This window comes from Moorena sp. SIO3H5, assembly GCF_010692395.1.
Lineage (GTDB): Bacteria > Cyanobacteriota > Cyanobacteriia > Cyanobacteriales > Coleofasciculaceae > Moorena.
The window spans coordinates 1-20,288 of sequence record NZ_JAAHHS010000060.1; the positions used below are offsets into that span (position 1 = coordinate 1).

At 44.6% G+C, this 20,288-nt stretch carries 16 protein-coding genes; 2 read left to right on the top strand and 14 right to left on the bottom strand.

The window, feature by feature from the left end:
* Positions 1–503, top strand: a 503-nt coding sequence (locus F6K52_RS09490) for a CAP domain-containing protein (RefSeq protein WP_293076736.1), incomplete at its 5' end; no start/stop codon positions are given.
* Here the strand turns inward: F6K52_RS09490 and F6K52_RS09495 are convergent.
* From F6K52_RS09495 to F6K52_RS09520, 6 genes are all read right to left on the bottom strand, one after another.
* Positions 454–621 carry a hypothetical protein gene (locus tag F6K52_RS09495; RefSeq protein WP_293076738.1) on the bottom strand — a complete coding sequence of 56 codons (168 nt, stop codon included), beginning with the start codon at positions 619–621 and terminating at the stop codon, positions 454–456. The two genes, F6K52_RS09490 and F6K52_RS09495, sit on opposite strands and share 50 nt — an antisense overlap.
* Positions 596–3,565: an aminomethyl-transferring glycine dehydrogenase gene (gene gcvP, locus F6K52_RS09500; protein ID WP_293076740.1), complete on the bottom strand. Its 2,970-nt coding sequence runs from the start codon at positions 3,563–3,565 to the stop codon at positions 596–598. Before gcvP ends, F6K52_RS09495 begins: the two co-directional genes overlap by 26 nt.
* A 313-nt stretch (positions 3,566–3,878) precedes the next feature.
* Complete coding sequence (gcvH, locus tag F6K52_RS09505; RefSeq protein WP_293076775.1) at positions 3,879–4,286, bottom strand: glycine cleavage system protein GcvH; 408 nt, start codon at positions 4,284–4,286, stop codon at positions 3,879–3,881.
* Positions 4,287–4,618: 332 nt separating this feature from the next.
* Positions 4,619–4,822, bottom strand: a complete 204-nt coding sequence (locus F6K52_RS09510; protein WP_071107112.1) for a hypothetical protein — start codon at positions 4,820–4,822, stop codon at positions 4,619–4,621.
* 309 nt (positions 4,823–5,131) lie between these two features.
* Positions 5,132–8,389: a translation initiation factor IF-2 gene (gene infB, locus F6K52_RS09515; protein ID WP_293076744.1), complete on the bottom strand. Its 3,258-nt coding sequence runs from the start codon at positions 8,387–8,389 to the stop codon at positions 5,132–5,134.
* Between the two features lie 423 nt (positions 8,390–8,812).
* Complete coding sequence (locus F6K52_RS09520; protein ID WP_293076746.1) at positions 8,813–9,088, bottom strand: YlxR family protein; 276 nt, start codon at positions 9,086–9,088, stop codon at positions 8,813–8,815.
* 81 nt (positions 9,089–9,169) lie between these two features.
* On the opposite strand from F6K52_RS09520, the gene F6K52_RS09525 reads away from it, so the two are divergent.
* Positions 9,170–9,382 (top strand): hypothetical protein, encoded by a 213-nt coding sequence (locus F6K52_RS09525; RefSeq protein ID WP_293076748.1) that lies wholly within the window; start codon positions 9,170–9,172, stop codon positions 9,380–9,382.
* A gap of 406 nt (positions 9,383–9,788) precedes the next feature.
* Here the strand turns inward: F6K52_RS09525 and nusA are convergent, their stop codons facing one another.
* The 8 genes from nusA to F6K52_RS09565 all read right to left on the bottom strand — a co-directional run bounded on the left by nusA (position 9,789) and on the right by F6K52_RS09565 (position 20,228).
* The gene (gene nusA, locus F6K52_RS09530; RefSeq protein WP_293076750.1) at positions 9,789–11,078 is read right to left on the bottom strand and encodes a transcription termination factor NusA; all 1,290 of its coding nucleotides are present in this window, start codon (positions 11,076–11,078) and stop codon (positions 9,789–9,791) included.
* 171 nt (positions 11,079–11,249) lie between these two features.
* Positions 11,250–11,711: a ribosome maturation factor RimP gene (gene rimP / locus F6K52_RS09535; RefSeq protein WP_293076752.1), complete on the bottom strand. Its 462-nt coding sequence runs from the start codon at positions 11,709–11,711 to the stop codon at positions 11,250–11,252.
* Positions 11,712–12,420: 709 nt separating this feature from the next.
* Positions 12,421–13,935, bottom strand: coding sequence for a hypothetical protein (locus F6K52_RS09540; RefSeq protein ID WP_293076754.1), 1,515 nt, complete (start codon positions 13,933–13,935; stop codon positions 12,421–12,423).
* Positions 13,936–14,527: 592 nt separating this feature from the next.
* Positions 14,528–15,874, bottom strand: a complete 1,347-nt coding sequence (gene gor / locus F6K52_RS09545; protein WP_293076756.1) for a glutathione-disulfide reductase — start codon at positions 15,872–15,874, stop codon at positions 14,528–14,530.
* A gap of 229 nt (positions 15,875–16,103) precedes the next feature.
* Positions 16,104–16,637: a peroxiredoxin gene (locus F6K52_RS09550; RefSeq protein ID WP_070395894.1), complete on the bottom strand. Its 534-nt coding sequence runs from the start codon at positions 16,635–16,637 to the stop codon at positions 16,104–16,106.
* Positions 16,638–16,766: 129 nt separating this feature from the next.
* Positions 16,767–17,096 (bottom strand): YbjQ family protein, encoded by a 330-nt coding sequence (locus F6K52_RS09555; RefSeq protein WP_293017785.1) that lies wholly within the window; start codon positions 17,094–17,096, stop codon positions 16,767–16,769.
* A gap of 85 nt (positions 17,097–17,181) precedes the next feature.
* On the bottom strand, positions 17,182–18,573 hold the full coding sequence (locus F6K52_RS09560) for an NAD-dependent malic enzyme (protein WP_293076759.1): 1,392 nt from the start codon (positions 18,571–18,573) through the stop codon (positions 17,182–17,184).
* A gap of 185 nt (positions 18,574–18,758) precedes the next feature.
* On the bottom strand, positions 18,759–20,228 hold the full coding sequence (locus tag F6K52_RS09565) for a zinc ribbon domain-containing protein (protein ID WP_293076761.1): 1,470 nt from the start codon (positions 20,226–20,228) through the stop codon (positions 18,759–18,761).
* Positions 20,229–20,288 lie beyond the last annotated feature (60 nt).

The following is a 20,288-nucleotide window of genomic DNA, read 5'->3' on the forward strand; positions in this document are numbered from 1 at the left end:
CTGAAATAGTGCTTCAGTCTAGCTCAGTTTTGGCTAACCATTACTCTAATCACACTCTCCACAGAGGTTCTCAGGAGCAGATAACTGTGCTAACCAGTAGCTCATCCTTAGCTAAATTCAATACTGAGTTGCTTGGACTAACCAATGCTGAACGGCGAAAAGCTGGCTTACCACCATTACAGCTTTCTGCTGAGCTAACTCAAGCCGCACAGCTACACGCTGAAGATATGGTGCGCAATGGTTTTTTCAGCCATACTGGTTCGGATGGTTCTAAAATAAGCGATCGCGCTAAAGCAGCAGGATATCTATATTCCTATGTTGGTGAAAACATTGCCGCAGGTAACCCGACTCCTGCTCAAACCATTAGGCAATGGATGGGAAGCACTGGTCATCGCCGTAATATACTGAAGCCTCAGTATCAAGAAATTGGCTTTGGTTATGTCAGCGATCCTTCTAGTCCCTATCGCCACTACTGGGTGCAGGTGTTTGGTTCACCTCGTTAATACTCAGTAGGGAGTAGGGAGTAGGGAGTAGGGAGTAGGGAGTAGGGAGTAGGGAGTCAGGAACTCCCCACACTCCCTGCTTGACTTTGGAGTTAGATGTAGGCCTCCATTCCCTCACAAGAACAAACCAAATTTCTATCCCCAAAGGCATTATCTATGCGCCCTGCCACAGGCCAAAACTTCTGTTCCCTTAACCAAGATGCAGGGTATGCAGCTTCCTCGCGGGTATAGGGATGAGTCCATTCACTGACCATCAAGGCTTCTGCTGTATGGGGAGCATTCTTCAGCTGATTGTCCTTTTGGTCTACCTGACCCGATTCAATCGCTTTAATTTCCTGGCGGATGGCAATCATCGCATCACAGAAACGGTCGAGTTCCTCCTTCGACTCACTTTCAGTAGGTTCCACCATCATTGTCCCCGCTACAGGCCAGGATACCGTTGGAGCATGGAAACCATAATCCATCAGGCGTTTGGCAATATCATCCACTTCGATGCCCGCAGACTTTTTAAGCGATCGCAAATCCACAATACACTCATGAGCCACTAATCCATTGTTCCCCTTGTACAGAACAGGATAGTAAGGGTCTAACCGCTTAGCCATGTAATTAGCATTAAGAATAGCCACTTTAGTCGCCTCAGTTAACCCCGCACTCCCCATCATGGCAATATACATCCAGGAAATCGGGAGAATGCTGGCACTTCCCCAGGGTGCGGCAGAAATTGCACCAATAGATAAAGTGGAAGGTTGAGGCTGTAAGGTTTTGGGCAGGAATGGTACTAAGTGAGGCATCACCCCAATTGGTCCCATGCCAGGTCCACCCCCACCGTGGGGAATACAGAAGGTTTTGTGCAGGTTCAGGTGACACACATCTGCCCCAAAGTCCCCTGGACGGCACAGCCCCACTTGGGCATTCATATTCGCCCCATCCATATAAACCTGCCCCCCATGGTTGTGGACAATGGCACAGATATCTTTAATCTCTTGTTCAAACACACCATGGGTAGAGGGATAAGTCACCATCAGAGCAGCTAGGTTTTGACTATGGTGCTCGGCCTTCTTCCTCAAATCGTCTAAATCAATGTTGCCCATTTCATCACAAGCAACAGCCACCACTTTTAAACCAGCCATCACTGCACTGGCGGGATTGGTGCCATGGGCAGAAGTAGGAATTAAACAGATATTGCGATCGCTTTCTCCCCGGTTTTCATGGTACTTACAAATAGTCAGTAATCCTGCATATTCCCCTTGGGAACCAGCATTAGGTTGAAGAGAAATGCCAGCAAAGCCAGTAATTTCTGCTAACCATTCTTCCAGCTGCTGGAATAGAAGTTGATATCCCTGAGTTTGGGACACCGGAGCAAAGGGATGAATCTTGCCAAATTCCGGCCATGTCACTGGCACCATCTCAGCAGTAGCATTCAGCTTCATGGTACACGAACCCAGAGGAATCATCGACGTGTTTAGAGCCAAATCCTTACTTTCCAGGCGGTGCAAATAGCGCAGTAACTCCGTTTCTGAGTGATAGCGGTTGAATACTGGGTTGGTTAAGTAGGTACTATGGCGAGCAAACGGTTCATTAAAATCATCTGCCACCTTACGTGTTACCTCAGCCGCCAACTCTTCCACAGTAAAGAGTAGGGATGCACTGCTTGGTTCCCCTAAACTTGCAAAAATTTCCCACAAGTCTACTAAATCCCTAGCCGTCGTTGTCTCATCCAGGGAAATCCCGATAGTAGTTGAATCAATAATACGTAGATTAATTTGACGTGCTTCAGCTGCTTCGATAATTCCTGACACAGAGCGATCGCTTAATTCTACGCGCAAGGTATCAAAAAACGGTTCTGAGCTAATAGTGTAACCTAAGCGTTTCAGTCCCTCCGCTAGGATAACCGTTAATTGATGAATTCTCTCGGCAATACGTTTGATGCCCTCTCGCCCATGATAAACTGCATACATTGAAGCTATTACGGCCAAAAGCACTTGGGCAGTACAAATATTGCTTGTGGCTTTGTCACGACGGATATGTTGTTCACGGGTTTGCAGTGCCAAGCGCAGTGCTGCTTTACCATTAGCATCTTTTGATACGCCAACGATACGTCCTGGTACTTGCCGTTTATAAGCTGCCCGAGTAGCAAAATAAGCTGCATGAGGTCCCCCATATCCTAGGGGAACACCGAAGCGCTGGGTGCAACCTATAGCAATATCAGCCCCAAATTCTCCTGGGGGTGTAAGCAGGGCAAGGCTTAGAATATCAGCTGCCACAGTTACTAAAGCTTTAGCACCATGAGCCTTATCGATAAATTCCCGATAATCGTATATGGTGCCATCCGTTGCTGGGTACTGAAGCAGAGCTCCAAAAATGTCTTGGTCAAATTCAAAAGTGCGGTGGTCACCAACAATCACCTCAATGCCCAAAGGTCTAGCCCTGGTTTGTACCACTGCAATAGTTTGGGGATGACAGGTTTCAGAAACAAAGAAGTGTTTGGCTTTCGTTTTACACAGACCATAGCTCATGCTCATAGCTTCTGCTGCTGCTGTTCCTTCATCCAGCAAGGAAGCATTAGCAATTTCCAGACCAGTCAAGTCTATAATCATAGTCTGGAAGTTGAGTAGTGCTTCGAGTCGTCCCTGAGCAATCTCTGCTTGGTAAGGGGTGTAAGCAGTGTACCAACCAGGATTTTCTAGGATATTCCGTTGAATTACAGGTGGGGTAATGCAGTCGTAATATCCCATGCCAATCAAAGACCGGAATACTTGATTCTTAGATGCAATTTCTTTTAGCTGAGCCAGGGCAGCATACTCGCTTTTTGCCGCTGGTAACTGCAGGGGTTGATTAAGCCAAATAGCGGCGGGTACAGTTTGCTCAATCAGGCTATCTATAGTGGATATACCCAGGACGTTGAGCATTTGCTCGATTGCATCTGGATTTAGACCTATGTGTCGATTGACAAAAGCATCGGTAGATGGTAATGTTTTTGATGCGGAAACAGTAGGGTCAGATTTAAGCAACGACTGAGTATTTGCTCTATTTTTTTGATCCTGGATATCCAAATTCTGCATAGTAAACCCATTTGTGAATTAAGCAGCGAAGGTGGGGGTCACTTTTGAGGGCTGTGACCCCCTAAGTTGGTAAATCTATAGATACACAAAGCCCGGATGTATAACTAAAGCGATTTAGACCTAAAGCAATTTAGTTCTAAATATACAGTATGACAACCTAGCATACTACAACCTAGGCGTGTTGCTAGATTGATTCTAGATACACAACTTTACACAGCCGGGTTCAGTTATGACAACCCTATGTATCAGCTTTTTACAAAACCTTCGTAATAGCTGTATCTTAAGTTACTTGCTTTTATAAGCAATTTATAGTTTACTCTGCCTCGACTTTGGCACTGTACTCCTCAGCAGAAAGGACACCCTCCAGTGGGTTATCAGGGTCATTCAGCCGCACTTTAATTAACCAGCCTTCACCATAGGGGTCTTCTGCAATCTTCTCAGGAGCCTCAATCATCTCCTCATTTCGTTCTACCACCGTACCTGATACCGGTGAATATAGATCCGAAACTGCCTTGACCGATTCAATGGTTCCAAAGCTTTGATCATTTTCTTTGTTACCCTTCTCTATGGTGTCCTCAATGTCTGGGAGTTCCAGAAGAACTAAGTCACCCAGTTGGTCAATGGCAAAGGCGGTAATACCAATAGTGGCAATTTCGCCATCAAGCCGCACATATTCGTGGCTATCAAGGTATTTCAGATCATCAGGATATTCAAAGGCCATGTCAACTCCTAAATCAGCAGCAATGCTAATTATCCTTCCTGATTTGTCTTTCGTCCAGCAGCTCTTTGACCGTTGACCGTTGACCATTGACAGGAAACAGTCAACGGTAGTAATGCAGTAATGGTTGACTTCTACCTACCTAAATCTTTAAAATACCACCAGTGAAATAGCACTACTTATTTGCACTTTATGAAATTCTTCCTTAGTGAAGGAATAAAAGGAAGAATTTTAAGCAAGCTTATCTATTGCTTTGCCCGTTTCTGCCACAAAGCACTCATCAATTAAAATCACAATACATCAGCCCAGATAGGAGGTGAGTCCTATCTGGGAGTTCAGTAGGCAAGCATTTCTAGAGTTTCTCGTAAGTAACGACGCACTCGGCTATCAAGACTGTAATCCTGAAATTGTTCACCTAAGGGATGTTCCATTTGCCAGCGTTGAAATCCTGAACTAGCGGCTATGGCTTGTTTGAGACTGTCCCAAACTTGAGTGTCGTGATCTAATTGTCCGGATTCGGATTTAACGAAGCTTGCCATATGCACCTTACCAAAATTTAATACAGATGAATCTAGTTGGGTAATGCTTAAGTGGTAAACTATTAAGCTTACCTGTAAACTATCCTATCTGCTTTTTTAAGATTGTGCTTTTAGCAACACTTAATACTTACAATTTGGAAGGGTTAGGGTTGGAGGTTATCGGTTAACAGGTTAAAAGTTGCTTTGGATGGAACCTTGACAATTGCAAGCTTTCCACAGAGCAACTCGTATCAATAACCTTTAACCTTCAACCTTAAACAAAACAACCTACCCGGCAAGGGATGCCTGGGTAAGAACAACCCGAGCGCCCTACTTCAGGGAGAGAGTCCGTCGCTTGGTTACCATCTGATAGGTTTCAATGAGATCTTTTTCCGCCCAGTCGTTGAATTTATCAACACCCATACCACATTCGTAGCCAGCATTGACTTCCTTGACATCATCCTTAACACGCTTGAGGGAATCCAAAACTCCTTCGTAGATAACTTTGCCACCACGCCGCACTCGTAAACGGCAATTGCGCACGGCTTTGCCTGAGAGTACATAGCAACCTGCAACGGCACCACGACCCACTGGGAAGACAGCTCGAACTTCTACTTCACCCAATGGTTCTTCTACCTCTTCTGGCTCTAACAGACCTTCCATAGCACCTTGAACATCATCCAGGAGTTTGTAGATGATGTTGTATTCCCGCACATCTACCCCTTCCTGTTCAGCTGCTGGTCGAGCACCAGGAGCTAAGGTAGTGTTAAAGCCAACAATAACTGCACCACTAGCAGCCGCTAAGTCCACATCCGTTTCGGTGACTTCCCCAGGGGCAGCCAGTAGAACTCGAATTTGCACTTCATTTTGGGGCAGCTGTTCGAGGGATCCCAGAATAGCTTCCACCGAGCCTTGAACGTCTGCCTTCAAAATTAAGTTGAGTTCTTTGAGTTCACCTTCTTGAGCCTGGGCTGATAATTCAGTGAGGGTAACTCGCCGTGATTTCATGCGAGTTTGCAGGCGAGATTGACGTTGCTGTTGAGCTCTTTGACCAGCAACTGCCCGGGCTTGTTTTTCACTCTCAAAGACTTCAAACTCATCACCAGCAGCTGGAACATCACTCAAGCCAAGGACTTCCACCGCAAACGAGGGACTAGCTTGTTCCACTCGCTCTCCTCGGTCATCAAGCATGGCTCTGACCTTACCGAAAACTGAACCAACAACCAAGCTATCACCGATCCGCAAAGTACCGTTTTGCACTAAGAAGGTGGCAACAGGACCTCTGGCTTTATCTAGGTGAGCTTCAATCACTGTACCTTTTGCTGGTCGATCCGGATTAGCAGAGAGTTCTTCTAGCTCTGAGACCAATATAATCATCTCCAGCAGTGAATCCAAGTTTTCCCTTTGGATAGCACTCACTGGTACCATAATCGTTTCACCACCCCATTCTTCTGGGACTAACCCCCGTTCTGATAATTCTTGCTTAACCCGATCAGGTTGAGCTCCAGCTTTATCAATTTTGTTAATAGCAACCACGAGTGGAACTTCAGCAGCTCTAGCATGACTAATGGCTTCAAGGGTCTGAGGTTGTACCCCATCATCAGCCGCTACCACTAGCACAGCGATATCGGTTACTTTTGTTCCCCTTGCCCGCATGGCTGTGAAGGCTTCGTGACCGGGGGTGTCTAAGAAGACAACCTGCTGCATTTTATCCTCATGCTCAACATCTACGTGGTATGCGCCAATATGCTGGGTAATTCCACCGGCTTCTCCTTGAGCCACTTTTGCTTCACGAATGGCATCGAGTAGAGTCGTTTTACCATGGTCAACATGACCCATAATTGTCACCACAGGTGGACGCCGCTCGAGGTTTTCCAGGTCTTGGACATCCAGCATTTCCACCTTAGTCGCAGCAGAGGCTTCTTCTTCCATCTCGACCTTGACTCCCACTTCCTCAGCTACCATTGTGGCAGTAGGAACATCCAAAGTCTGGGTAACACTCACAGCTATGCCTTTGAAGAAGAGCATTTTAACAATGTCAGTTTCTGCAATAGCCAGTTCATTAGCCAGGTCTCTAATGGTGAGTGAGTCTCTCAAAACAATTTGTTCTGGGCGTTTGGGCTGAGTTTTCTGTGTACGACGGCGATCGCGATGATCCGACTTACTGCTACTACTGCTTTTAGAAGGCTTCTTCCTGTGGCTAACACTCGCAGTAGTTGGTTGGGTTTGCTGTTTTTGCAGAGACTTTGGTTTCGGAGGACGAGCCAGAGAAAGACTAACTGAAAATGAACCATCGATTTTGTTATCGTTTTGATCTGATCCTGTTTCGAGATCATCATCATCATCCAGAATCATTTTAGGTCGCCGCTTGAGTTTGGCGGATTTCCCCTTCTGGACTTTGTCTTCTTCTTCTCCATTTTCTGCCTGCCACTCTTTCTTCTTAGCAGGTCGGGGGACAGATGGTCGCCAGAGCTTGACCTCCTTGAGCATTTCCTCAGATTCATTGACTAAGGTGTTGGTGTCTTGATCAGATTCTGTCAGACCCGTTGAGTCAGCATCCATTGCTGCTACTTGAGAATTGTCCTTGTCAAGACCTGGCTTGGTTCTTTTTGGAGGTCGCTGGAGTTCAGGAATGGTCGGCCTTGGTGAACTAGAACGTTTTGGTGGTGATGTTTCTGAAGGGGTTGACTGCTTATTGATAACAGGGGATTTGTTAGGAGTTGGACTCTTTACTGACTTTGAACCCGAAGAACCCTTTTGGTTTGATTTGATCGGTCGCTCAACCTTAGCAGGCTGAGTTTTTGGTTGTGATATTCTTACAGGCGGTCCAGTTAATTTTGGTTTTTCTGTAACCTTAGGTGAGGCAGTACTATCCTGTGACACCTTCTGGACTGGTTTAGCGGCTAGTTCGGGTTTAGGCTCTGGTTTTGGTTTAGCGGCTGGTTCAGGTTTAGGCTCTGGTTTTAGTTTAGCGGCTGGTTCAGGTTTAGGCTCTGGTTTTGGTTTAGCCGCTAGTTCAGGTTTAGGCTCTGGTTTTGGTTTAGCCGCTAGTTCAGGTTTAGGTTCTGGTTTTGGTTTAGCCGCTAGTTCAGGTTTAGGCTCTGGTTTTGGTTTAGCCGCTAGTTCGGGTTTAGTATCCTGCTTAATCTTGGTGTCCTCTTCAGTGACCTGCTGTCGATTGAGAGTGCTAGGCTGACGGGGGGGTATAGCAGTCGGCTTGATGGGAGGTTGGGGTGGGATTGCCATTTGATTAGTTCTCTGGCTAGAAGTATTCCCAGAACTGCGTTTGTGCTTACGGAGCTCGACAATTTGCTGCTTCCGCTCCCCTTTGGGAGGTCTAATTAATTTACCAGAGCTTAACTTAGAACCTTTATTTGCCGATGACTCACCTTCGGTATTGCTTACAGCTGCTAGTTGGTCAGAATATTTTTCGGCTGTCGTGCGAATCCGTTGGGCATCCGATTCTGTAATCGTGCTACTGTGACTTTTAACTGCAATATTGAGTCCTTCACAGATGCTCAAAATTTCCTTGTTGTCCAAATTCAATTCCCGTGATAATTCGTAAATTCTGACTTTGCCGCTGTTCATGCACTATTCCCCTGTCGTACCTACGTGTTGTTAAACCATACTCAACTACTCGAATGACTTTTTACTTGATCAAGCTTTATTGGAAAGCTTAAACGATAAGATAAGCGATGCTCAACAGATAATCAACCATCCATGCTTTTTCGTTGGTGTGTTCACCTCAACGGTAGTTTGATAAGTTTATCTATTATCGCGTGCTTCTTTCCTGTGAAAAAAGCCAAGCAGCATTCTACATTGACGGTTCGGTTAAACCGCCTAATCACCGCGTATGCCTTTAAAGGTAGCGATTGCGTATAATCGAAGTAAATTCACCTCCCTTTTCAAACCAGAGCATCAATAGAACTAGTGACTTCCTTTGTATCCTAACGATTACGTATGTTCACCGGAGGAACATACATGGAAGCAATTGCCGCGCTTATTCACCCTTTAATTACCTAAATTTGGTTGGCTTGGCATGGTAGCTAAACGCTGCCATAAAGTTTCGTACAGATTTTTTGGCACCGATGCACGCAGTGATCGCCCCAGTCGGTTTTTCTTTTGAGCCGCCGCTAGGCAACTCACTTGAGGACATAAGTAAGCTGAACGACCCATACCCTGATCTAATTGTACCTTTCGTGACGGATAGACTCGGACAATACGCCAAAACTCTTGTTTTGGTGCTACTTTCCGGCAGCTAAGACAACGTCGATAGTTGGGTTTCATAAGGGTTTTCGGTTTGTAAAATTTCACTTGTCCTCCTTCTTTAAATGGTACGGTAGATGGAGGCTTGTAGGGCGTTTGCGATTGGGCAAACGCCCTGTTTACCTGATTGAGTTACCCAATGAAACCAAAAATCTTGATGCAGTCGCTCATGGGGGGAACCCCCGCGTGAAGGCGCTGCCTTCCCAAGACCGTAATGGTGCGTTTGACCTAGGCGAATTTAATTCGCCACGGGTCGCACCTCTGCATCGCTGCCAAAAGGCGGTCAAACGGGTGTGGGCGTGCCCGGTGGTATGAGCAGAAGATGAAAAACTATTCTTGATGCAGTCGCTCATGGGGGGAACCCCCAAGACCGCACCGGTAGTCGCTCATGGGGGGAACCCCCAAGACCGCGCTACCTCGCTGCATCGCTAGTAGAGATACTCACACCCTTGAGACTCGGATGACTAACACAAGAAGAAAATCACCACACCCACCGGCAGTAGGCGGTAGGGGGTAGGCGGTAGAGTAAAGAGCGCAGAAGTGGAAGGATTGAATAAGTCATTGGTTTGGAAGAAAACTGTCAAAGAATTCTTGACCAGAGCGGATAGCGCGCACCCCACTACCATTCTAAACCGACAAGCTTAGGGCTATCATTGTATACCATTACCATTCTCAACCTTGGCCAAACTTTCCTCACCTCAGGGTGAACCCCTAAAACTCCTTATTCTTCTTCTTGAGCACTCAAATCAAGCACTGGCTCAGGATCCAGTACATTTTCTGGCATTTCTACTCCTTCTTCGTAATCTTCCTTTAACTCATTGCTATCGACATCTTCTTCTTCTAGGGTATCGTGTTTAGAGATGTCTGTAGTCTCTTTTTTGTATTCCGCAGCATCTTTAATGTCAATCTTCCAGCCTGTAAGGCGGGCGGCAAGGCGAACATTTTGTCCCTCTTTTCCTATAGCTAAACTGAGCTGGTCTTCTGCTACTAAAACATGGGCTTGACGTTCTTCTGGATTAACTAGCAGCACCTGATCCACTTGGGCTGGGCTAAGAGCGTTAGCAATATAGGTAGATGGGTCAGGAGACCAACGAATTACGTCGATTTTTTCACCTCGTAGTTCATTCACCACCACTTGAATGCGGGAACCTCTAGCACCGATGCAAGCTCCCACTGGATCTACATCTCGCTCTAGGGTATCTACAGCAATTTTAGTCCTTGGTCCGACATGACGGGAAGGAGGATTAGCTTCCCGTGCCACTGCGACAATCCTTACCACCTCATCTTCTATTTCTGGGACTTCGTTGGCAAACAGATAGACCACTAAACCAGCCGCCGCTCTGGATACCACCAGCTGAGGACCACGGTGAGGGCCTTCCCGGACTTTTTTCAGATAAACCTTAAAGGTGGAGTTAATGCGATAGTTATCATTGGGGAGCTGTTCCCGTTTGGGCAGTTCGGCTTCTACCTCTGGCCGACCAAAACCACTACTGAGTGCCATAATAACAGACTGCTGCTCAAACCGTAGTGATCGAGATTGCAGAACAGTTCCTTCTAGGTCTTGAAACTCTTCCTTAATCAGCTTACGCTGTTGGTCTCGGAGTTTTTGAGAGAGCACCTGCTTGGTTTGAATCGCTGCCATGCGACCAAACTCTCCTTGGTCTGGAGTCACATCCAAAACCACTGAATCTCCCAATTGTGCTTCAGAGGCAACTTCCTGGACTTCTTTGAGAGAAATTTGATGGTCACTATTTTGTACCTCTTCGACAATGGTTTTGGTAGACAAAACGCGGAAGCCTTCTTCTTCAATATCAAGATCGACTTCAAAGTTGTCAAAATATTCTTCGTCAAAATGAAATCTTTGGTCTAGCCGTTGAGAACGGCGATAGCGCTCATAGCCTTTTAGCAGTGCTTCTCTTAATGCCTGTTGAACTGCAGACCTAGGTATATTGTGGCTTTGACTAATTTCTTCTATCATTGCCTTAAGTCCAGGCAAACTAACTATTGACATCAGCAAATCTCCGTCTTAAATCTATCCATGGCAATTGTCTTGGGATTTAAAGTAAATCAAGTTAAACTTCAATCCTCAACCTTGAAGCTTGTAGGGCAGAAGCACTTGTAGATCTATAGTTGAGCCATTTTCTTTACAAATACTGCCCCCCTACCAACCTTCAAGCAAAATTTAACCCCCATCATCGAGTTTTACTCTGGACACGAGCTGACGGGGAATTCCAAACGCGCGACCCTTGAGATTGAGATAAACTCCGCTCTCATCCCGGCGAATTAACTGCCCACGCCACTCTTGCTGCCCCTGATAAGGTTCAGATGTCTGAACAATCACACCAAACCCTTTGAAAGAAATGAATTCTCGGTCTGTGCTTAAGTCCTGTGTGATCCCAGGACTGGAAATTTCCAAAACGTACGTGTCTAAAATGATGTCCTTAGCATCTAACTGAGCTTCTAAAGCACGACTCATGCGTTCACAGTCATCCAAGCTAGTGTCACGAATGGGGTTGCGGATATAGACACGCAGCACGGGTGGGCGTCTGTTGGTCTGGAAGAGAGCCTCTACAATCTCTAATCCTAAATCTTGAGCCAATGGCGTGGCTAAATCGATTAGTTGTGGAATCAGGGGATGAGTCATGGCACCAATCCAATAAAAAAAGTGGGGTCAACCCACTTCATGGCAAATTCTTTTCCAAGAAGTCTAACCGCCCAAAAGCTTATGGACATCTACATAGCACAAGCCCAAGGTCTAGTGCTATGTTTGAGTCTAACGCAATTAGCAACTCAAATGCTGGCCTGATCAAAACTTGAACATGGGTAGTTTTGAAGTATAATCCCTGCTTGGTGTCTGGTGCGTTAGCACTTTCCCACTTCACAGCCCTATTTCCTCCGGTGCGACCCGTGGCGAATTAAATTCACCGTTCGCGTAGCGACGACCTAGGAGAACGGAAAGCGTACCTTAGAGCAAGCTGACCCTAGAAATTAACTTGATTTTTGTTGACCAATAAGTATTTTAGCTTATGGGCTTTATTGGGTCAAACTTTATGAGTTTATTTCAATATTTAGAATAATAAAATTTTTTTTCTGTTTTTTATCATGCATATGTTATTCTAAATTAAAGCATTCAGGTGTCAGCAATTATATGTTAAAAAATATGATTTATTAAGTGATAGTTTAATATGAAAATTGTTATTTAAATGTTTTTAATAGCTATAATCTAAAAAAACAAATTCTATTTTTTATTCCCTATTCTCTCTTGCATGTTGCGTTGCAATGATCCGCTGTTGCCTGTTCCCTAAAACCTAGAACGAAAGTACCTAACATAATTTCAAACATCTATAGTACTATTAATGAAATTTTTGACGAATTGCTCTGGTTTCATCTAAAATTTTATCTAAGTCTTCTTCCGATAAGCGCCGGACATAATTTATTTTGAATTCCTCTAACCAAGCTGTGATCAAATACTGAATCTCCTGTAATCTATCCTTGGTCTTAATTTCTGCCCCTAAGACTTCCCTTAAATTTTTGAGTAGGTGTTCCAGGAGTTCGTCAGCAACTGGGTCTTCTTGTATCAGAGTATTAATCCCATCATAGAGTGCCTGAAAAATGTTTTTAACCAATTCATCTGTTAGCTGCTTCTGGAATTCTCCGAGTCCTGGTACATTCTGAAGTCCTTGATAAATTGTGGACTGTTTAAGGCTCATGTCCAGATAGTGTTTCATGAGAGCCTCTAGATCAGGGCGGATTTTGGGTAACACTTGATCAACTGTCATCTTTACCATGATGGTGGTGAGTTCTGACACTTCATCAGTGTCATTAAGGTCAATGTAGGGGCGGACTTCCTGTTGAGACAACCATTTGGTAATTTCACCCCGGCTAATGGAGCCCTGAACTTCGTTAATAACTTGAATTACGACAACTTCTGTCATCTCTTGAGCAATACTGGCAACAAATCCGGAGCGGATTTCTCTGCTAATGGCACTCAGGTCTATTAATTTAGCTTGACCTAAGCGAATAGTAACGGGAATAATTCGTAACCACCGCCATAAGGGTATTAGCAAAAATATGTCATACCAGCGCCACAACATGGCATCTTGCCACTTGAGTCCAGAATGACGGCGACTGATCAACCAGGTACGAGCCAAAAACTCTGTACCAAATAAGATAAAATATGGGAAGTCAATTAGTCCGAATAGGTCTATGAATTCGCCATTTTCTCCAATGGGACGGTAATAGTTAGTTTCTATTAATGGTTTAATCTCGGTGTTAAAAAATCCCAAACCCTTCTCTTGACTATGGCTTGCTAAGTACTTTTGAGTCCAAAACTGCATAAATGACTCTTTTGCTGAATCCTCAGAATTGGGTATGTGCTTACGCATCTTATTTTTAATCTTTTCCAAGTTGCCGGTTTTATTGGCTACTTGAAAAGGATTGGTAGCAATCATTTCTGAGCTAATTTCGCGCAGCTCCTTAAGTTTTTTTTCTACTTCTATAGAGTCTTCTATAGAAGATAATCCTATCTTGTTAATTTGGTTTTCCAGTTGATCAACTTTGTCCAAATATTTTTTAGTATCTCTGTTGTCTTCAATACCTTTAAATTGGTCGTAGAATGGAGTGATATCAGGAATGGGAATCGATAGGGGAAAGCCTTTGGATTTGATCGGACCAATGCTAAAGCTAAATACCTGAATTTTTTGATGTAGCCAGAAATCTCTTAAGGGGATATAGCTGAGGTCAAAGAACACTAAAAGCAGATTAATCAAGGCGATGATCGCCATTAATCGTTCAAACCAAAGAATGCGGCGGGTTTTAACTTTATTAGGTATTTTGACGAATTTTTCTAATTTTTGTAAAGATGACATGGGGAAACTTGGGCTTTCTAGCACTGGATGCTGATGTTTAACTCAATACATCTGAGTTAAACATCAGCCATTCCTTCCTGATAATACAGTTCTAGGGGCTTTTTTAGGATTTATTCTAATTCAGTAGTGTTGATCTTGAGAACTAAAAGTATTTAAGCACTTAGTAATAATGCCTTATTAGAGGCATTCGTGAATTGCTATAAATTTTCACATCTGAAGTGAAAGCGCTATAGTACGAAACTAGGGCGTGAACACACGCCCTAGTTACAACTGTATTTAGAAAATTTAGAAAGCTTTTTAAGTCCGATACTTTTTAGCTACCAAAATCTACTTTGCAGATTTTAGCCCACTAATGCAAGCTGCTCTCGCAGCCAGGGGGTATCTCCCAAGGCCAAGATCGGTTTTGTTCCGCTCAAGGCGCATAAATCTGTGTTTAATAGAAAACGCAACCACTATCATTAAAGCTTTGGTTTTCGGCTTCAATTCAAGGAACCAGAATGTTTTCAATGACACTAGATTCATAATCAAATTCTAACATATTTTTGGAGATACTGCAAGATATTTGGAGAAAATCGTCAACAGTTGCTAGCCCTTAGCGCATTGTGACAAACTCTTCTGCAGAACTGGGATGAATTCCAACAGTAGCATCAAAGTTAGCTTTGGTAGCTCCAGTTTTCAATGCGATCGCAATTCCTTGAATAATCTCTGCTGCATGGTCTCCTACCATATGAGCACCCAAGACTTTGTCAGTGTTTTGGTCAACCACTAACTTCATCAGGGTTTTTTCATCCCGACCGGGTAGAGTATAGTACATCGCTCTGAACCGAGAACGATAGACTTTTACCGCATCCCCATATTTTTCCCGTGCTTCGGCCTCACTTAGACCAACAGTAGCTGCTTCGGGTGTGGTAAAAATTGCGGTTGGGACATTCTCATAGCTCATGATCCGGGATTTGCCACCAAATACGGTATCGGCAAAGGCACGACCTTCATTAATCGCAACGGGAGTTAAGTTCATGCGGTTAGTACAATCCCCTACGGCAAAGATATGGTCTTCTGTGGTAAGACTGTACTTATCGACTGCGATCGCACCGTTTTCAATTGCTACTCCAGTATTCTCTAAACCTAGATTCTGGATATTGGGTATACGTCCTGTGGCAGCTAAACTGACAGCATCAGCAACTATAGTTGTTTGTGATTGTCCTTGTACCGTTACATTCAGACCGGCTGATGTGTTTTCAATAGCGATGATCTTACTGTTATTTAGCACGCGAATTCCATGCTTCTCCATGGCTTGTTGAATCTCGGAACCGATCTCGGCATCAAATCCCCGTAAAATCTGATCACGACGAATAACCACCGTGACTTCAGAGCCTAAGCCATTGAGAATACAGGCAAACTCGACACCAATATAGCCACCCCCAAGAATCACGATCCGCTTCGGTTGTTCCTTGAGGTGGAAGATATCATCAGAGGTAATCGCGTTTTCAATTCCAGGAATATCGGGCTTTACCGGATGTCCTCCTACTGCAATCAAGATTTTCTGTGCAGTTACTTTGCGTCTGCCAATGTCTATGGTGTGGGAATCCACGAACTTAGCATAACCCTGAAACAGTTCCACTTTGGAGTTATCCAACATACGTTGGTAAATGCCATTGAGGCGTTCTGTTTCCTGATTCACTGCTGTGATCATTGTTGTCCAATCCAGGGTACTGTGTACCTTACTCCAGCCATATCCCTGTGCCTCTTCAAATTGATCAGGAAAATGGGAGGCATAAACCATCAGCTTCTTAGGAACGCAGCCACGATTTACGCAAGTTCCACCTAAACGGTCAAATTCTGCAATGCCTACTTTTGCCCCATATTCTGCGGCTCGTCTAGCTGTAGCAATTCCTCCGGAACCTGCACCAATAACGAATAAATCAAAATCGTAGCTCATGACTCCCCCAAACTTCTTAATTACTATTCCGTGGAAAGATTACTTATTTTATCTATATAAACGCAATAGCCGTTGAAGGGAAAATTTTACTGATCCCCCAAAATAATAATTTTTGTTTAACTCTCAAGTAAATCCACGATTATCAGGACTTACGCACCAAACTGAAAACAGTAGAGGCGTTACCTGCAATGCCTCTACTGATAAAGCCTTAAGTAAGGTCGGAGGGATATTACTTTTTAGCTGACTTTAAGTAGTTCAGCATTGTATCTGCATCTGAGACCTCGAAGGGATCAGTAGGGCAGTTATCTTCATAGCCTGGTTCTACAAACATTTTTTCAATCTTGCCGTCATCTACCACCATAGAGTAGCGCCAAGAACGCATACCAAAACCGAGATTATCTTTTTCTACCAACATCCCCATTTTGCGGGTGAATTCCCCATTACCATCGGGTAGCAAGAAGATATTCTGAACCCCTTGCTGTTTGCCCCACTGGAACATTACGAAGGCATCGTTGACCGATAAGCAGATCACTTGATCAACCCCTTGTGCTTTGATCTCATCAAAGAGTTCTTCATAGCGGGGTAAGTGAGTTGATGAACAGGTGGGTGTGAAGGCACCAGGAAGGGAAAATAGCACGATACGCTTACCGCCAAAAATTTCCTGTGTAGTGCGGTCTTGCCAGCGGAAGGGATTGGGTCCAGCAACTGACTCATCTCTGACTCTGGTCTTAAATACTACGTCGGGTACTTGATTGATAACCATCTTGTCTTACTCATTCCTTTATGATTGTCACTCTTTAATCGTAGTCGTAACGAGTATGAGTTGTCAAGGAAATTGAGCAGATTTAATTAAACAACAGTTGACGGTTACCCGTCAACTGTCAAGCAACCCTTAATTCTTGATTTTGATGGCTGTGCCAGTTGCAGTAATCAGTAGCAGCACCCCCTTTTCATCAACGTTAATAGTGCCAGTATCCATAGCAATGCCAATCACAGCATCTGCTCCTAGTTCTGAGGCACGTTGCTTCAATTCTTTGAGGGCTTCTTGGTGTCCTTTTTCAAAGACTTTTTCATAACTGCCAGTACGTCCCCCAATTAAATCTCGAATACCAGCAAAGAAATCCCGCAGTGCATTGGTGCCGTAAACCACCTCAGCAGTGACAACGCCCAAATACTCTTCAACAATCGCACCTTGAATAACATCAGTAGTGGTTACAATCATCAGTCCTGCCTCAAAAAATGGATTAAATGCCACCAGAATAGCTAATTTCTATGGCTTAATCATGAAATTATCGAAATACAACTACTTAATGGCATGCTACACCATCCTGACGTGCTGCCCTTTGCACCGCAGCAGCAACCGCAGGAGCAACTCGCTCATCAAATGCTGAGGGAATGATATGTTCTCGATCTAAATCACTGGGATTAATCAGGGATGCGATCGCAAAAGCTGCTTCGAGACACATATTCACCGTAATGCTTGACGCCCGACAATCTATAGCGCCACGAAAAACCCCTGGAAAAGCCAGAACATTATTAATCTGATTGGGATAGTCACTACGACCTGTAGCCATTACTGCTACATCATCTACTACCAATTCTGGCTGAATTTCTGGGATAGGATTAGCCATAGCCATGACAATGGGCTTATTTGCCATCGACCTGACCATGTCTGGGGTGAGAACCCCAGGTACACTCACCCCAATAAACACATCAGCATTACCAATGGCACCAGCGAGAGTACCCGAAGCATCCACAGCAAATTCTTGCTTTTGCTCAGTCAAGTTAGGGCGTTTAGTGGAAATAATGCCTTGGGAGTCGCATATCCAAATTGCACCTGCACCAGCTTTACGGAGTAACCGGGCAACTGCCATACCGGCAGCGCCTGCTCCATTAATAACAATTCTTACCTCTTCTAGGGATTTTTTAACTACCTTCAGGGCATTGGTCAAGGCAGCAAGGGTGACAATAGCCGTACCGTTCTGGTCATCGTGAAAGACTGGAATATCTAACTCCTGCCGCAGTCTCGCTTCAATATCAAAGCAACGGGGAGCACTGATATCTTCTAAGTTAATACCACCAAAAACCGGCGCGATAGTTTTAACGGTTTCCACGATCTGATCCGTATCTTGGGTAGCTAGGCAGATAGGAAAAGCATCAATACCAGCAAACTCTTTGAACAGCATTGCTTTCCCTTCCATCACTGGCAAAGCGGCTTCTGGTCCTAAGTTACCCAACCCCAACACTGCACTGCCATCGGTGACCACAGCAACCATGTTGCTTTTAATGGTAAGGGAGTAGACCTGTTCTGGGTCAGATGCGATCGCTTTACAAATCCGACCTACACCAGGAGTGTAAGCCATAGCCAATTCAGATTGATGCTTGAGGGGGATTTTGCTGTTGACACTGATTTTGCCACCGCGATGGAGGTTGAAGGTGCGGTCATAGACATTTAGGATTTCGACATCGGGCACTTCTGACACCGCTTGTACAATCTGTTCAGCGTGTTCACTGCTAGCTGCATCTACGGTAATCTCACGAGTAGCAATTTTCCGAGTTTTCTCCACCACCATAATTTCTCCCAATTGACCGCCAACAGATGCGATCGCTTGAGTTACGCTGGCTAACATCCCGGCACGGTTGGGGTATGTTAAGCAAATAGTCAAACTAAAACTAGGATTTGGGGTCAGGTCTACCATGCTGTATGATCTGGGAATCTACAAATATGTTGGTGCAAGCTGATTTCCTGCTATATCAATCTAGAGATACTCTTGAACCGGGATAAATCGGGATAAACCCGGATAAGACGGTCAAGGTGCAATTTATTATTGCCTGAGTGAGGAGTGGTAGTCAGCAATTGGAGTTAAGCCTCCCACTCATCTGTCTAGGCTTTCCTGGCATCTCGACCAAGAGTTGCTTGAAAGCCCGAGCAAAGCTCATGTTTGGAGTCAAGCCATCCAAGCTCAACTGCATCTAGCAGACTCAGTCCCATACCCTTCAAGAAACGCGCGGTACGACGCAGCAACACTGTTTGAACCTCGGTTTTGCTCATGTACCGGGAAATCTCCTTGTCTGTACCTCGATCAAGGATGTTTTTAGCAGCATTGTGGTCAGCCTGCAACACGACCCCATTAAATCTGGTAAAACTGTCCCCGCTCCTTTTACCCAATAGGGTTCCAGTCACGGAGTCAACTTGCGACGTGTAACTAGGCTGGACTTCTGTGACAACCGACCCAGTCCAATTAGCCCATTTCTGCAAGGAGTTCCGCATCTGTCCTTTCATCCAACTATTGAGCTTGCGAGACATGGCCTTGGACTGGCGTTTGGTTCTAATTGGTTGTGTTAAATCTTCTGCAAATACCTTTAATGATTCTCCTTTGAAAAGAGACTTGGAAGCGGCTCCTATAATCGCCTTTATCTCTGATTGATTTTTTCGGTATCGGCGATTTTCCGTTTTTCTGGTCAGGTTATTTTCGAGGATTCGAGCCGATTTAGCTGGATCGATTTTTTTTAACTTCCTGTGAAGCGCCCAAAGTCTTCCTCTGTTGCGGTTTTTTGAGCAGATTCTGTCGGACTTCTTGGTTGTTACTCTACCTAGATTTTTGCCGTGTGCCTGACCATCTGAGTCATAGAAAGCCTCCGTGTATCCCTTGTCTACTCCGATGCTCCGACGTTCATATGGAATTTCTACGGTTCCATGGTCTACTAAAAAATGAATCTCAAATCTTTGGAAAGTGTGACTGTAGATTAATCTAATTTGCCCACTTATTTGGCGATTAGATTTGACGATTATCTTGTTTCTTTTCCCTCTTATTAATCCAGCTAACTCTAACTGATAAGTGTTGCGACAGAGCCTTCTGCACTTATAGCCTACTTTTTGATAGACTATCTGGTTCTTGACCCAGGAATGCCCCCGTTGAAACTCTTTTCTAATCAGTCTGTGAAGAAGTGGATTATCAAGAATTTCTAAAGTTTTAACCTGTTGGCAAAGTTCTTTTCTAGTCTTTTTGTTTTCAATTCCTTGAAACCTCTTGTAGATTTTCTTAATCACCGCATCAATACAGGCTGCTTGCTGAGCTGTAATGGCTTTTGCTACATCATTGATAGTCCAATCCATTAACTTAGCAGGCAGCCCCAGGGTGTCGGGAGTCCTGAAACTCTTTACTTCCGGGATGGCCTTTTTCCAGTCCAGTCCCCAATGGTTGATGCTTCCCAGCTTGTTGTAAGACTCAGCCCTAACGACCCCTAGTTTTTTCATTGTAGACAACAACTCAAGTTCGACCGACTTACTCATCCCCACCACAGGGACAATTTGAGTCGATAGTTTTTTGGAATAGCCCACTTTTTTTGACATCGTCAACTGGTGTGTCTTCTTGTCTGATTATACTCTAGCGCTAGCAAAATGTCAATGTCG